Consider the following 14,935-nt stretch of genomic DNA (forward strand, 5'->3'; position numbering starts at 1 on the left):
TAAATGGTAAATTTAAATCTGGTCAAATTCGGGCTATGAATCGCTCGTAAAAGAAGTGGGCGACAGCATCGTTGAAGAGGTCAATGCAGCGTTGTTGAGCTTGTGCGAAGAAAAATCCATCTTAAAAACCCGGAAATTCCGCTATAAAGTACGCATTGACGAAAACGAGAGCGGCTTCCTCGTCTGCACTTTGCGGTCGCATATACCGGGGCTGGCTTCCGCCGTTTTTGGCCGCTTGCAGGGTTTTGGAGCGCCGTCGTGTATTGTGCCGGATAATGCCGTTGCCGAGACCGACAATCGCGGGGCCGGAGCGGTAATTGATATCGAGCGTAATCACCTTAGCTCCCGGATACAGCTTCTCGAACTCCAGAATGAACTCGCTGCGTGCCCCGTTGAAGGAATAAATCGTCTGGTCATCGTCCCCGACCACCATGAGATTATGCTGCGGATGAGCAATCATTTTAACCAACTCATATTGCAGGGCGTTCGTATCCTGAAACTCATCGACCATTACATACTGGTATCTCATCTGCAATTCCTGCAAAAGCGCCGGCCGCTCCCGCAGCATCCGGTTGGCGATTAACAGGACATCATCGAAATCGATTTTGAAATGGTCAGTTTTCCACTGCTCGTAGATTCTCAGAATTTGTTTCATTTCTTGATCTGCGGTCGTTAATTCCGGGATTTCATCCACCGTGCCCATGTTCATCTTGTGAGAAGAGAGCAGACTCAGCAGCGTTTCCGGCGGATAAGCATCCTTCGGTAGTCCCAGCTCGCGCATAATCTGCTTCAGTAAAATATGCTGACGGCGGGTTTCGCTGAAAATATCCTGCTGCAAGCCTTGTCTGCGCAAGAAATACAGGAAGAAGGAATGAAATGTCCGTGCCTGCAAGGCGGCGGCATCGCGTTCGCTTACCCCGGGCAGCAGGGCAATCCGCTCGCGCATTTCAGCCGCCGCCTTATTGGAAAAGGTCAACAGCAGCAGCTGGCTCGGTGAAATTCCGCGCACAGACAGCAAATAACCGGTTCTGCAGATCAGAACCGATGTTTTGCCGGAGCCTGCACCGGCCAGAGTCAGAAGCGGCCCCGTATGGTGCCTTACGGCTGCAATTTGCGGGAGGTTCAGCAGGATACCGCCCTGCTCCAGCCTGCGGAAAAAAGCCGAGTCCCGGTCCTCCGGTTTCACCAGCTCTCTGCTGGTCTTGGCAGAGGCTATCGCGGCCTCAGGGATACGTTCTCCAGTAGCACCCAGAGGAATATTATGAAATAAGAGCTTGTTCAATTGAATTCACCTTCGTTTGTTTCTTGTGCCGGTAATTTAGCCAATCTACAATATACCATTAAAAGGCTCACAACACACTGAGCAGCCGCTGATTGAACAGCTCCAGCTCATCATAAAAAATCCCGTGTCCGCTTTTCTCAAAACGCAGCAACTGCGAGCCGTGAATACCCTTATGCATGAGTATTGCAAACTTGAACGGACAAATCTGATCCAATACACCGTGAAAAATAAAGGTGGGCGCATGCACCTGCGGCAGATCCTGACGCAAATCCTCCTCCCTGAGCGAGATGGCGCCGCATACAGTGCCGTGGTTGGATGCGGCAACCCCGATAAACTGGAACCAGTCCTTGAAGCTTGGGGTCACAGGCTGTGCAAACACCTTCTCACCAAAGGCGGCCACCATTTGCGGCCGGTCGGTATAGGTTAACTCAATCAGCTCATCCACTTCAGCCTTGGTCATGCCGTAGGGATAGTTGTCCCGTTGGGTAAAAGCGGGTGCTGCGGCACCGAGCAGCAGAAGTTTTGCTACCCGGTGTCCTCTATGCCGCGACATATAACGGATAGCAATCGCGCCGCCCATGGAGAAGCCAATCAGTCGTACCTGCTCCAGATACAGAGTGTCCAGGACAATACGTATGTCGTCAGCCATCCGGTCATAGTCGTATCCGGTCCAGGGCTGGTCTGACTTTCCGAAGCCGCGCAGATCAATCGAAATACAGCGAAATCCGTACTTTGGGAGCTGCGTTACCTGATACTCGAATATCGAATGATTCAGCGGCCAGCCATGAATGAATACTACGGGAACACCGCTTCCTATGTCTTCTATGAACAGCTTTACGTTGGGCTCTACTTCAATATAGTATTGCACGGTTACACCCCACCTCTTTGGATTAAAAAACCTCGCGCTTCAAATATTATACGTTGTACTAAGAGGACTATGACTGAGGAGCCTTTCGGTAAAATGGCTTGCTATCCGCATCGTAATATATTATCATTATCGATAATGATAATATTAAAGAGGTGGAGAACATGCCGGATTCAAAAGCCGACCTGATCCTGCATCCTATCCGGATGCGAATCATTCAATCCCTCGCCTTGGGCGGACGGCGGACCACGCAGCAGCTGGTCAGAGAGCTGGATGATATTCCGCAGGCGACCATGTACCGTCATCTGAACAAGTTGCTGAAGGCGGGAATTCTGCAAGTGGCAGAGGAGAATAAAATCCGCGGAGCCATCGAAAAGGTATATTACCTTGCCCATGGCGCGGATGATTTAACACCGTCCGATGTCACGGAGCAGTCCTCCGGGGAGCATATGACACTCTTCCTGAAATTCATCTCCTCGCTTATCGGCGATTACAGCCAATACTTGCGTCAGAAGCACTATGATCTATTCCAGGACGGCATTTCCTTCCGGCAGGTGCATCTTCATCTAAACGACGGGGAATATGCCGCTCTGCTCGGCGAGATTCGCCAGATTATGCAGAAACACGCTGAAAATGAAGCCGGAGGAGACAGACGCAGACGAATGATTTCCACGATCGTGATTCCGGAAGTGCAAACCCGTAAAGGAAATACAGTGGAGGGTGAGGGAAATGACAATGAACATGACCGCAGCGAAAGAGAATAACGGAGTACAGGAAGTACAGGAAGTGCAGAAACCAGACCCGTTCGCAGGGGTATCAAAGAAGGCTTTGAAGTTTTTGTCGCTGTATGTTCTGGTTCCTGTATTGTTCTGGGCCCTGTTCAAGATGATGGGCTACGAACTCAATTGGAAGGGGTTCGGACTCGGAGCGCTGGGCTGGCTTGTTGCCCTGTTCCTGCGCGGACCGCTCAGCCTGCTGGTTAGGAAATGGCCTGTTGAAAGTGCCAAGAATGTTGTTGTAGGCAGCTCCGGAGTTCTGGAAGAAGGAGTTCGCCTGATTTTGATCGCTCTCACCTCCGTATCCTTCACCTGGGCACAATCGGTTGGTCAAGGCTGGGCGGCGATCGAAGTATTGTTCGTCATCATTAACGTTATTGTGATTACCTCCCTGATTAAACGGACCGACGAGAAGGCCATGCAGGCGAAGGAAATGCTGCAGTCGCAGGGCAACCTTCAGGCCAGTCCGCTGTGGGGGATATTGGAGCGCATCTGGGCGTCTGCTTTTCATATCGGGGCTGTACTGATTGTTGCGCATAATGCATGGCTTGTCCTGCTGCTGATCCCGCTCCACAGCGGTGTGAATCTAATAGCTGTTCGTCTTGCCGCTAAAGCCTCCCTTCTCACAACGAATATGTTCATTGCGGCGGTTGGCCTTATTACGCTTGCTGCGGGTTTACTGCTGTAGTGTCTATTTATCCGAATAGCTTTGCTGACCGCCGGCCTTACGGGGATTTCCTTGGGGCCGGATAGAAAAAAATATAAAGAATAGACCGGACATGAGAACGCCCAAGTTTTAGTCATATTGAGAAGTTAAGCGAGTTATCTCAAGAATATGAGAAATGCAAGGGTATAGAAGGCATCGAGCTGCTGCCCTATCATAAGTTTCTCGATCCTAATTCGAAGTACTAAAAAACAGAATCCTCTAACTGCACCGTCTATCAGCGGCGGGGCAGCTTAAGGATTCTGTTTTTTTTTTTTAGATCTGGCCTGCGAAAATGTGCTCCAAAGCCGCGGCCACGCCATCCTCATTGTTGCTTACGGTTATGTAGTCACAGTTTTCACGGAGAATGGGAGCGGCGTTGGCCATGGCCACGCGGTATCCCGCCACTTCAAACATCGGCAGGTCATTATAGCTGTCGCCCATGACGACGACGTCTTTCATCGCAATTCCATAGTGTGCAGCCAGCTTGCTCAGGCCCAGCCCCTTGGTTGCATCGTTATGGTTGATCTCAATGTTGTTCTCGTGCGAGGCTGTAATAATGAGTCCGGGAAGTTCGGCGAACCGGGTGGATGCTTCCTTCAGCAAATCGCGGTTCAGGGAAAAGGCGAGTACTTTAAAGATAACGTTCTCGTCCTTGCTCCATACCTCTTCCATTTTTTCGACATAAGTCACCGCAGCCTGCTGAAATTGCTTGCCTACAATGGCCTTCAGAATCCATCTTAAGTTCTCGGGAATTTCCCCTTCCTCAAGGGAGATCAGCTTCTCCAGCCTTACCCGCTTGTCCAACTCGACGTATACATTATCCTGTGTATACACCTCATAATACAATTCCGGGATTTCATTCATCCAGCTCAGGGCGGGAACGATTTTCTCCTTCTGCAGTGGCGTGCTGGCGATCAGGGTCTGATCCCACAGCGTAACGGCAGCGCCATTCAAACTGACTACGGGGCATTCAAGCTCGGCAAGCCGCAGCTGCCGCTCGGCATCCATGTAGGAGCGGCCCGTCGCAATTACGACCGTATGGCCCTGACTCTGGGCCCGTCTGATCGCGTCCCGGTTTCCGGGACTGATAGCGCCGTCTTCATTCAGCAGTGTTCCATCCATATCCAAGGCTATCAGCATATTGTATGGTCTCCTTTTCTTACTCTGTCTCTTTTTATATTTGAAACGCTCCCTTGTATCTTATCATTGATTCCCCGAGGATTAAAATTAATCTCCCTGCGGCAGAAGAAAAGTGACAGTGTCTGCGGGAGAAAAGGGCTATTTTCAGTATGATGATCATTCGTGGTACAATGTTTGTCGGAAAGAAACGGTAAGGAGGCATTATTTTATGAAATCCAGGAACTTGGCTTCAATATCACTGGCCGTTATGGCGTGCGGTTTTCTGATCACTTTATTTCTCCCGGAGAATTTGTCCGTAGTCTTGCTTAGGGGCGGCTTTGAGGCGGGGCTTGTAGGCGGAATTGCCGACTGGTTTGCGGTAACTGCATTATTTCGTCATCCATTGGGTCTGCCCATTCCCCATACATCCCTGCTGCTGAAAAACCGGGACAAGATCATCCAATCGCTCATTTCGGCCATGGAGAACGAGCTGCTGAACAAGGAAAGCATTGAGAAGAAGCTGCGCAGCATCCGTATAGTCTCGATGGGGTCCGGACTGCTAACCAAGCTTTTTGGCAGAAAAAAGGCACGGGCTGAAATGCTGGAGCAGCTTATTGGTCTTGTACAACGTATTTCGTCCCAGAAGATCGTTCCGCAGCTGCAATCCGCGTTGGCAGACTATATTCGGGAGGTTGATCTGGGAACAGCAGCGGATAACATGGCGACGAGACTCATGAACGAGGGCAAAGACGTAGCGGCCCTTGATTATGCACTGGAGCAGGTGTCTATCTGGGGCGGGCGTCCGGAAACACGGGCCATGCTGGGCACAATAGCAAGTCAGAAGTTGGCAGAGGTTAAGCTGGGCGGATTCAAGGGGATGGCGTTTCAAGCCTTCGTCGGATTTATGGATGAGGATATGCTGGGCGAAATGCTGCAGGGCATGCTGGTGTCGGGTATCCGTGATTTTCAGGAGGAAGACAGCCCGTACCGCGAGGAGATTATCCGGGAAATACGTGTGGCATTATTCCAGCTCGTAAATGATGAGCGGCGTGTGGCATCATTGAAAGAATGGGCTGTGGACGAGCTTCAAGGTGAGGCGGGGACTGTATTCCTTAGTGCCCGTTTGGAAGAAATCCGCAGCAAGGCAGTGGCTCTGCTGCAAGAGGATCAGGTGCAGGGAGGACGCAAGCTGTTTGCTCTGTATGCCATGCTTGTCCGCCGCATCAATGGGGAGCAAGGGTGGATTCAGGGCTGGGAAGAACGGATACGGGCTTCACTGATTGGATTTGTGGAAGCGAACCACTACCGGCTTGGCCTGCTGGTCAAAGAGAATTTGGATCAGATGGATGATGCTAGTCTGGTTAACATGCTGGAGGATAAGGTGGGCAAGGATTTGCAATGGATTCGTGTGAACGGGGCGCTGTGCGGCTTTGTCGTCGGACTTGTTCTTACCATTATCCAGCTGATGTAGATACAAATAAAAGGCAGCGAAGTTTACCGCCGGGCGTATTCATGCCTCTTCTGCGGTATGGCTTCGCTGCCTTTTAACAGCTACAGCTGATTCTTGCCGTTACTAATTGTGTAGGCTTCATGTACGGGAAGCACGAATATTTTACCATCCCCGAACGATCCTTTATCCCCGGTTCTTGCCGTTCTCATAATAATACTGAGTACGTCCTCTTTCTCATCGTCGTTAATAACGATCATAAGCAACTTCTTGGAGATTTGATTGTAATGATTTGTACCCACTTGTATACCCTTCTGTTTACCTCGCCCCAAAAGATCCATCTTGCTGATGGAGGGGAATCCGGCAAGCATAAGCTCCGCCATAACCTCATCTGCTTTCTCCGGCCGAACAATCGCTTTAATCATCAACATTATAATCCACCCTTTCTACGACGAATAATGTGTAGGGAAATTGCCAAATTCATGGTAGCAGGATAAGTGAGCTCTGTCGTTATTATGGCAACGCTTACAATATAAGTGTAAGTTTATTTAAGCGTGAATTAAGTGAATAACCTCACAAAATCGTTTTTACACTTTGTCGCATCAACGAGATAACAGGGAAAAGTCGGGATTTATTCAGGCTCTTCTTGCTGACACGGAACCAAAGTCAGGTATATTTTCTCCAAATGTTCAGCCGTATGACGCCATTCGAAGGCTTGCAGGGCGTCCATCCGGCCTTGTGCGCCAATGCTCTCCGCCAGCTTCGGGTTACGGCCGAGGAGCAGCAGATATCTGGAGAAGGGCAGAGCCGCCCGATAACGGTCCACAAGGTATCCGTTTACGCCGGAGACGACGATTTCCCGGATTCCGCCGTTGTTCGAAGCGATGACAGGCAGTCCGGAGGCCATTGCTTCTACATTGACCAGACCAAAGGATTCATGACCCTGCGATGGACAAACGAAGCAGTCTGCTGTCTGATACAGCCGGTGAATCTCCTCATGGGCTACATCGCCAAGAAAAGTAACCGATACCCCGAGCCGCCGGGCCAATCCCTTCAGCCGTCTGATATAAGGCGGTTTACCTCTCCCGACGATTAGGAGGTGAACCGGCAATCTTTTACGGATTGCGTGTACTGCCCGGATTAGAACGGGTACACCCTTGCGCGGAATGACCCGGCCGACGAACAGTATGGTAAAGGTCTGAGGAAGCCGGTACACACGGCGAAGACGCCGCCGCTCCGCCGTTGAAGACGGAACGAAACGGCCCAGATCGGCGCCCAAGGGCACGACCCGTATCACTTGCGCCCGTCTGGGGAAGCGCCGGGCGAGTCTCCGCTGCAGGGAATGGCTGTTGGCGATGATGAGATCCGCTTGCTCAAGGCTGCCGGCAACCTTGGGTGTACCCGGTACGAAGGTAAGGGAATGCAGAAACAGAACGACAGGTGTCTGTGGAGTTTTTCTTTTGACAGCAGCCATGAGATGGGGACGATTATCAACCTGTATTATATCGAACGCCTCTGCCCCGATGTAATTCAGCACGGCGTTAAGATACTGGGACGGGCTGTCCGCAGGCAAACGGACGATGTTAATCTGCTCAAGCTCAGCAAAACGAGGCAATCCCTGCATCCTCCGGCTCACAATAGTTACCTTATGCCGCAGCACTAACTGTCTGGCAATCGCCAGAATGCAAATTTCTACCGAATTGTTCCCCGGAACGGCAAATTGCTCCGGTGCGATGATACAAATCTGCATGGTTCATGCCTCCCTTGACCACAAAAGGGTCTTTTCCCTACCATATGCAGTGCGGTAGGCTGAAGATACTCCCTTGGAGCGGAGTCAGCAAACGTCCCATTGCCAGTTATTCCAGAGCCAAAGCGATCTGCTAAATTTAGTGCGCGACCTGTATTTTTGTTGTTTCGATGACGACAGAAATCTTCTGCTCCAGCTCCATTATTTTTTGTTTGCTTGCTGCGATCTGCCGAAACATAGATACAAGCGAGGAGAGCGACTGTGAAGCGATCGCTGGATTGGGCTTGCGGATGGCGGATTTGAAGCTGCTCCAGTCTGCAGAGAGCCGTTTGTTTAAGGCGGTAACGACACTTTTCTCGGATTTAATTCCAATTTGGTAATTTTCGATACCGGCCAGGGTTTTGCGGGCAGCGGCTATCTTTTTACTGCGGATTTCCTTGGCGGCCTTCAACCGTGCTTCCTTGTCGCGAATGTTCTCACGGGCCAATTGCACCATGACTTTCATGGCATCTCCTTGAGCTTGCAGTACTGAATTCAAGGTTTTGTCCTTCAAACTCCTGGCTATGCTAATTCTTCGGTTCAGTGAGCTGTACTGATCGAACAAAGGCTGGTAGCGCTCCTTCATGCTCTTGGTTTGAGCCTCCAACTGGGACACTTCTCCCGCATCTATCTCCCTGATCTGCTTGCGGACCCCAATCAATGCCTGTTCATTATTGTAATGAACGACTCTGATCTTCTCCTCCCGGCTATCATACTGGGTCTGCAGCATCGCCAGCTCTGCATAAAGATTGGTTAACCTTCCCTTCGTGGAAGCATCGGCGGCGGCAACGGTCTTGTCAAAAGAGGCCTTGATGGTTGGAGTTAATTGAACGATAGCAGCGGCAAAAGCTTCAGCAGGTAACAGAACCGCCAGTATGACCGTAAGCAGTAACCCGGTGAGACGTCTCATCTTCATCAAAAATATTTCCTCCTCATTCATCCGAAATCCCGGTAGACGACAAAAAGCACCCGCAGCAAAGGCCAAAAAAGCCTTTATTACGGGTGCTTCCATCGTAAGGGGTCACGAATGATCTATTTCTTCAAACTATAGTGCAGAGCGTGGTGTTCCGTCAAGATTTTCCATTTTGAATTTATTTCTACAGCCATCTTATCGTATACTGGAGGATAGAAAGTCTGCGTGAGCCGGCTTAGGATGAGGGGGCCTTGTGGTAATGGAGAACTCGGCAAAGGACAGCAGTATTCTGGATCAAGTGTTCATGAAGTCACCGCTGGGAATGGCTGTGCTGACCCCGAACGAGGGTAACTGGCTGAAGGTAAACCCGGCTTTATATCATATGCTCGGCTATTCCGAGGAAGAGCCCCATTCACAAAAGATCACGCTGAAATTCCATGTGGTGGACACCGGGATCGGCATTCCTCCCGCGAAGCAAAACCTGTTGTTCCATTCGTTTTCCCAGCTGCATCCAACCATTAACCGTAAGTATGGGGGAACAGGACTGGGTCTGGCCATCTGCAAAAAGCTTGTCGAGCTTATGGGCGGAGCGATTGCCGTGGAGAGCAGTGAGGGAGAAGGCTCGGACTTTTATTTCACCCTGCAATCCACACTTGAGGATAAGGAACATAGTGATCCTGAAGAAAGAATGGAGCAGCAGAGGCAAGAGTCATGCTGAAAGCTTACAGAAAGCTGAGGGTTGAGCCTTACACGCAATGGGAGCCGGGGGTGGCGTCTCCTTCATCAGCCTGCGGACCAGCAACGATGGCGGCGTTAGCAGAATATTGGAGCACCCGGCTGGGACAAGCCTATATTCATGGGCAGAGTCATTTTCACTCCAAAGCAGCGCATATTAATTACATATACAGCTATCATGGAGGGGCTCCATGGGGGATGAGTGTAAAAGGCTTCAAGAAGGGCATTAATGACTACATTGGCGCTCCATCTTCAGCCGGAGAAGGCAGACGCCTGGAAATCTCGTTAAGCACGTTTAATGATATAGCTCTATACAAGATGGAAATCGACGACGGCCGGCCGGTAGCCCTTAAATTCGACAAATGGTTTACCTTTCGCTGGAAGGGAAGGTATGTCTATGATTATCACTGGGTTCTTGGAATCGGGTATGAGGAAGCAGAAGCCGGTAAGGGGACAGCTCTGATTATTTTGGATAACGGAGTGAAAACTGCAGACGGCAGTTTCATGCCCAGCAGAGAGCGCCGGGTCAACTATGAACTGAATAAGAACATCTTAACAATGGTGGCATTAAATATAGAAAAAGAGTAATCCAAACGTTTGCATCAAGGAGTCTGTCATGTTTAGCAGTTGCCTGTTAATAAGGGATAAAGGGGATAGATGTCTTTGGCGGTACAAAAGGAAATGGATGAACCGATTTATTATGGGGATTTTGTGGCTACCAGCGGTGTTTCTGTATTCTCCCGGGACTTTGATGACCTGTTTAGTTATGATGGAGGCGACCTGGGTGTAACCTATTCACCCTATCGCTCGGCATTTCGTTTATGGGCGCCAACGTCGCAGGAGGCAGAGGTTGTATTGTACGCCTCATGGGAGGGGGAGGCCCTATGCAGATTGCCAATGTTACGTGATATAAGGGGAACCTGGACTCTTGCGGTTGAGGGTGATCTGGAGGGCCAATTCTATACATACCGGGTCCGAATCGGGGAGCAGTGGAATGAAGCCGTTGATCCTTACGCACGGGCGGTTGGCGTGAACGGGGACAGAGGCGCAATTATGGATATGCGGAAGACAGACCCGGAGCGGTGGACTGAGGATAAGCCGCCGCTTGCTGACCCTGTGGAGGCAATCATTTATGAGCTGCATCTTCGTGATGTATCGATTCATCCGGACAGCGGTATACGGCATAAGGGCAAGTTTCTTGGGCTTGCTGAGGAAGGGACGCGGGGTCCGGGAGGAATCCTGACCGGTCTGGATCATATTGTGGACCTCGGAGTAACACATGTGCAGCTGCTGCCGATCTACGATTTTGCCACTGAAAGCGTTGATGAAACCATCCTGGACCAGCCGCATTACAACTGGGGCTATGATCCGAAAAATTATAATGCTCCGGAAGGCTCCTATGCCACCGATCCTTACACTCCAGGGGTGCGTATCAAAGAGTTAAAGACACTGATACAGGCTTTGCATGACAAGGGAATCCGGGTGATTATGGATGTCGTGTACAATCATGTTTATGACGGCTACCGCGTCAACTTTACGAAGCTGGTCCCCGGCTATTATTTGCGTTATAAACCGGATGGGCGGCTGTCCAACGGCTCGGGCTGCGGCAACGACTGTGCTACAGAGCGCGTAATGATGTCACGGTTTATTGTGAATTCGGTGCTCTATTGGGCCAAGGAATACCACATCGACGGCTTCCGTTTTGACCTGATGGGACTGATGGACATCGCAACCATGAACGAAGTACGCCGCCGTCTCGATGAGTTTGATTGCTCGATTCTGACGATTGGCGAGGGCTGGATCATGGAAACGGAGCTGCCTGCGGAACAGAGGGCCAACCAGAGCCATGCCAATCTTATGCCCGGAATTGCCCACTTCAATGATGGCTTCAGGGATGCCATTAAAGGCAATATTTTTCTGCATGATCAAAGGGGATTTATTGGCGGAGGGATCGGTTTCGAACAGAATGTGAAGGCAGGAATTGCCGGAGCGATTGTTTATGAACCCGGTCTCGGACAATTTGCGCAAGATCCGCAGCAATGCCTGAACTTTGTGGAGTGTCATGATAATCATACCCTTTGGGACAAAATCATCCTGTGCAGCACAGGAGAAACGGATAAGCAGCGCCGTGCGATGCACTGCCTTGCCTCGGCGATCGTGCTTACGAGCCAGGGTATCCCCTTTCTCCATGCAGGCCAGGAATTTATGCGAACGAAAAACGGAGTAGAGAACAGCTACAAGTCACCCGTGGAGATCAATTGGATGGATTGGGAGCAGTGCGCGAACCACGGCGAATCCGTATCCTACATCAAAAAGCTGATCGCACTGCGCAAAGCCCACCCGGCATTCCGCCTGCGGTCCGGCGATGATATCCGCGACAGACTTATCTTCGAGAAAGCACCGGCTCACGCGGTTGCTTATACTCTTCGAGATCATGCCGGGGGGGATCAGGCGCCGCATTTGTATGTTCTGTATAACGCGAATCCGCAGGAGATTTCCTTAACTCTGCCGGCTCTTGGGAAATGGGAGGTCCTGTTCGGCGCTGATTTCGTGCAGAAGCTCATTGGAGATAAGCTTACCGCTCGGGGAATCGGGATGATCGTATTGGCTGTACAACCATAAATCTTATTATAAGAGCATGCAGACGAACGTACTTTTATGTACAACGTCTGCATGCTTTTTACATTTTAATACTGAAATATTTGGAAATTCCTGATATAAAGTTAGGTTGAATGTGTCGTTTTGTGTAATTCGTGATATTATTCATTACAAAATTGAAGTAAGGGTGTTAATATAAAATCACTTATTCCCCCTATTCAAGTCTGGGAGGAGCTTGCGAGTGTGGCCGGAATCGCCAAGCCGCAGCTTCTCGCTTCGCCGCTTTACAGCGGTATATAACTTTGGCGACCGAGAGTGACCCTTTTGACGCCGGGAATAAAAGCAAGGACACCACCGCCTTAAATTCCGGCGGCCAATAAGAGAGACTCGGAGGATGACTGGTATGGGTAAAGCAACAGGATTTTTGGAATATCAACGGCAAACACCGGCAGAGTGCGAAACTCTGGAGCGGATTAAGCATTGGAATGAATTTTCTGTACCGATGGAAGAAGATAAGCTGCGGGAGCAGGGAGCACGGTGTATGGATTGCGGAACGCCTTTCTGCCATGTAGGGCGCTTATTGTCGGGAATGGCTTCAGGCTGTCCTGTGAATAATTTGATTCCGGAATGGAATGACCTGGTATATCACGGGAACTGGGAGGTTGCGCTGAAGAGACTGCATAAAACCAATAACTTTCCGGAGTTTACGGGTCGTGTATGTCCGGCACCTTGCGAAGGTTCTTGTACGGTGGGTCTGCATGGCAAGCCTGTAACGATCAAGTCCATTGAGAAGGCTATCGTCGACAGAGGATTTGCGGAGGGCTGGATTGTTCCTGAGCCGCCGTTAACTCGAACCGGCAAAAAGGTTGCCATTGTTGGCTCCGGTCCTGCAGGTCTGGCCTGTGCGGCACAGCTCAATAAAGCAGGACACACTGTAACTGTGTACGAACGGGCAGACCGCATCGGCGGACTGTTGACTTATGGTATTCCCAATATGAAGCTCGATAAGAAAACCGTTCAGCGCCGGGTGGATCTGCTTGCTGCTGAAGGCATTACATTCATTACGAATACGGAAATTGGCAAGGATATCACTACTTCCCAGCTTAAGGAAGAGCATGATGCAGTGGTGCTCTGCGGCGGTTCAACGCAAGCCCGCGATCTTCCATTGGAGGGCCGTGAGCTGGCGGGCATCCATCAGGCGATGGAGTTTCTGACGCTGAACACCAAGAGCCTGCTTGATTCCGGCCTGGCGGATGAACAGTATTTGTCGGCAGCAGGCAAGGATGTAGTTGTTATTGGCGGCGGAGATACAGGCACGGACTGCGTAGCCACCTCTATCCGGCACGGCTGTCGCAGCGTAATCCAGCTGGAAATCATGCCGCAGTCCCCATTAAGCCGGCAGGCGGGAAACCCTTGGCCGGAATACCCGAAGGTGCTTAAGGTTGACTATGGCCAAGAAGAGGCTGCTTCCTTGTACCAGCAGGACCCGCGCCGATACCTCGTTTCGACGAAGCGTTTTGTCGGGAATGAGGAAGGTCATGTGCAGGAGCTGCACACGGTTCGTATTGAATGGACCCGCAATGAGCAGGGCCGGATCGTACCTGTTGAAGTTCCGGGCAGCGAAGAAATCTTTGAGGCACAGCTGGTACTGCTGGCTATGGGCTTTACCGGACCGGAAGAGACAGCATTGACAGGTCTGGGTATAGAGCGTGATGAACGTTCTAATGTTAAGGCAGAGTTCGGAGAGCAGATGACCAATGTGGAGGGTGTTTTTGCCGCAGGTGACATGCGCCGTGGACAAAGTCTTGTCGTATGGGCCATTAACGAAGGCCGTCAGACAGCACGTGAGGTAGACCGCTTTTTGATGGGAGCCTCTAATCTGCCTTAAGTACATTAGAAAACAAGCACTTTTTGAAGCAGGACGCCTTCCGGGGCGTCCGCTTTTGCGTTTCAGGAGGCTTCGAAGTTATTATAGGAGGACGAAGTTTTCAAAGCGATATTTTAAAATGGAGGGGTTGAGGCGTTATGAAATTAATGTTCATTTCCGATATCCATGGATCACTGTATTGGCTCGACAAGGCTTTGGGAAAAGTTGAAGAGGAACAGCCGGATAGTCTTGTTATATTAGGAGACTTCTTGTATCATGGGCCGAGAAATCCGCTGCCGGATGGTTATGATCCACAGGGGGTTGCGGCCAGACTGAACCCCTATGGATCAACAATCGTCGCTGTACGCGGCAATTGTGATGCTGAAGTCGATCAAATGCTGCTGGAATTCCCGATGATGGGCGATTACGTAATGATTTTACATGAAGGCAGACGCATTTATGCCACACACGGACATGGCTTCAGCATGGAGAATTTGCCGTTGCTCTCGAAGGGAGATGTCTTCATTCAGGGCCATACCCATGTTCCTGTAGCGGATATTAAAGAAGGGGTTTACGTGCTGAATCCTGGCTCCATTTCCCTGCCCAAAGAAAATCATCCGAACAGCTACGGTATTATCGAGAACGGGATGTTTAATGTGAAGGATTTTGAAGGAAATATAGTTAAAAGAATCGCCCTCTAGATAAAAATTGCAGCGTTCCAAAGGCTGGTATCCATTAATATTTACTGTAGTTGGAATTGAGCGCAGGGGCATATTCATGTATTATAAGTAAGGAGCTTTGAAGAAAGTCTGCTCAAATAAAACAGTAGAGGTAGTTACCC

At 50.4% G+C, this 14,935-nt stretch carries 14 protein-coding genes and 1 pseudogene; 9 read left to right on the top strand and 6 right to left on the bottom strand.

The window, feature by feature from the left end:
- Positions 1 to 25: 25 nt before the first annotated feature.
- A pseudogene (locus PaeBR_RS01495) lies at positions 26 to 169 on the top strand (ISNCY family transposase); the annotation flags it as partial.
- Here PaeBR_RS01495 and PaeBR_RS01500 read toward each other — a convergent pair.
- Both PaeBR_RS01500 and PaeBR_RS01505 read right to left on the bottom strand, forming a co-directional pair.
- Positions 122 to 1,186 (bottom strand): ATP-dependent helicase, encoded by a 1,065-nt coding sequence (locus PaeBR_RS01500; protein WP_410515037.1) that lies wholly within the window; start codon positions 1,184 to 1,186, stop codon positions 122 to 124. The pseudogene PaeBR_RS01495 and the gene PaeBR_RS01500 sit on opposite strands and share 48 nt — an antisense overlap.
- A gap of 163 nt (positions 1,187 to 1,349) precedes the next feature.
- Complete coding sequence (locus PaeBR_RS01505; protein ID WP_410513176.1) at positions 1,350 to 2,150, bottom strand: alpha/beta fold hydrolase; 801 nt, start codon at positions 2,148 to 2,150, stop codon at positions 1,350 to 1,352.
- A 161-nt stretch (positions 2,151 to 2,311) separates the two neighbouring features.
- On the opposite strand from PaeBR_RS01505, the gene PaeBR_RS01510 reads away from it, so the two are divergent.
- Both PaeBR_RS01510 and PaeBR_RS01515 read left to right on the top strand, forming a co-directional pair.
- Positions 2,312 to 2,911: a helix-turn-helix domain-containing protein gene (locus PaeBR_RS01510; protein WP_410513177.1), complete on the top strand. Its 600-nt coding sequence runs from the start codon at positions 2,312 to 2,314 to the stop codon at positions 2,909 to 2,911.
- Positions 2,877 to 3,611, top strand: coding sequence for a hypothetical protein (locus tag PaeBR_RS01515; RefSeq protein WP_410513178.1), 735 nt, complete (start codon positions 2,877 to 2,879; stop codon positions 3,609 to 3,611). Before PaeBR_RS01510 ends, PaeBR_RS01515 begins: the two co-directional genes overlap by 35 nt.
- 291 nt (positions 3,612 to 3,902) lie before the next feature.
- Here PaeBR_RS01515 and PaeBR_RS01520 read toward each other — a convergent pair whose 3' ends face one another.
- A complete protein-coding gene (locus PaeBR_RS01520; protein ID WP_410513179.1) occupies positions 3,903 to 4,769 on the bottom strand; it encodes a Cof-type HAD-IIB family hydrolase in 867 nt (288 codons plus the stop codon).
- A gap of 208 nt (positions 4,770 to 4,977) precedes the next feature.
- Between PaeBR_RS01520 and PaeBR_RS01525 the strand changes: the two genes are divergently transcribed.
- Positions 4,978 to 6,219: a DUF445 domain-containing protein gene (locus PaeBR_RS01525; protein ID WP_410513180.1), complete on the top strand. Its 1,242-nt coding sequence runs from the start codon at positions 4,978 to 4,980 to the stop codon at positions 6,217 to 6,219.
- A gap of 80 nt (positions 6,220 to 6,299) precedes the next feature.
- Here PaeBR_RS01525 and PaeBR_RS01530 read toward each other — a convergent pair whose 3' ends face one another.
- The 3 genes from PaeBR_RS01530 to PaeBR_RS01540 all read right to left on the bottom strand — a co-directional run bounded on the left by PaeBR_RS01530 (position 6,300) and on the right by PaeBR_RS01540 (position 8,900).
- The gene (locus tag PaeBR_RS01530; RefSeq protein ID WP_410513181.1) at positions 6,300 to 6,626 is read right to left on the bottom strand and encodes a P-II family nitrogen regulator; all 327 of its coding nucleotides are present in this window, start codon (positions 6,624 to 6,626) and stop codon (positions 6,300 to 6,302) included.
- Positions 6,627 to 6,826: 200 nt separating this feature from the next.
- The gene (locus tag PaeBR_RS01535; RefSeq protein WP_410513182.1) at positions 6,827 to 7,945 is read right to left on the bottom strand and encodes a glycosyltransferase family 4 protein; all 1,119 of its coding nucleotides are present in this window, start codon (positions 7,943 to 7,945) and stop codon (positions 6,827 to 6,829) included.
- A 136-nt stretch (positions 7,946 to 8,081) separates the two neighbouring features.
- Positions 8,082 to 8,900 carry a hypothetical protein gene (locus tag PaeBR_RS01540; protein ID WP_410513183.1) on the bottom strand — a complete coding sequence of 273 codons (819 nt, stop codon included), beginning with the start codon at positions 8,898 to 8,900 and terminating at the stop codon, positions 8,082 to 8,084.
- Between the two features lie 253 nt (positions 8,901 to 9,153).
- On the opposite strand from PaeBR_RS01540, the gene PaeBR_RS01545 reads away from it, so the two are divergent.
- The 5 genes from PaeBR_RS01545 (at position 9,154) to yfcE (ending at position 14,795) form a co-directional block, all read left to right on the top strand.
- On the top strand, positions 9,154 to 9,612 hold the full coding sequence (locus PaeBR_RS01545) for an ATP-binding protein (protein ID WP_410513184.1): 459 nt from the start codon (positions 9,154 to 9,156) through the stop codon (positions 9,610 to 9,612).
- Complete coding sequence (locus tag PaeBR_RS01550) at positions 9,606 to 10,217, top strand: C39 family peptidase (RefSeq protein WP_410513185.1); 612 nt, start codon at positions 9,606 to 9,608, stop codon at positions 10,215 to 10,217. The genes PaeBR_RS01545 and PaeBR_RS01550 overlap by 7 nt, the downstream gene beginning before the upstream one ends.
- 75 nt (positions 10,218 to 10,292) lie before the next feature.
- Complete coding sequence (gene pulA, locus PaeBR_RS01555; RefSeq protein WP_410513186.1) at positions 10,293 to 12,251, top strand: type I pullulanase; 1,959 nt, start codon at positions 10,293 to 10,295, stop codon at positions 12,249 to 12,251.
- Between the two features lie 379 nt (positions 12,252 to 12,630).
- Positions 12,631 to 14,115: a glutamate synthase subunit beta gene (locus tag PaeBR_RS01560; protein WP_410513187.1), complete on the top strand. Its 1,485-nt coding sequence runs from the start codon at positions 12,631 to 12,633 to the stop codon at positions 14,113 to 14,115.
- Positions 14,116 to 14,252: 137 nt separating this feature from the next.
- Complete coding sequence (gene yfcE / locus PaeBR_RS01565) at positions 14,253 to 14,795, top strand: phosphodiesterase (protein ID WP_410513188.1); 543 nt, start codon at positions 14,253 to 14,255, stop codon at positions 14,793 to 14,795.
- Positions 14,796 to 14,935 lie beyond the last annotated feature (140 nt).

Source organism: Paenibacillus sp. BR2-3 (assembly GCF_046529485.1).
Taxonomy (GTDB): Bacteria; Bacillota; Bacilli; order Paenibacillales; family Paenibacillaceae; genus Paenibacillus_AQ.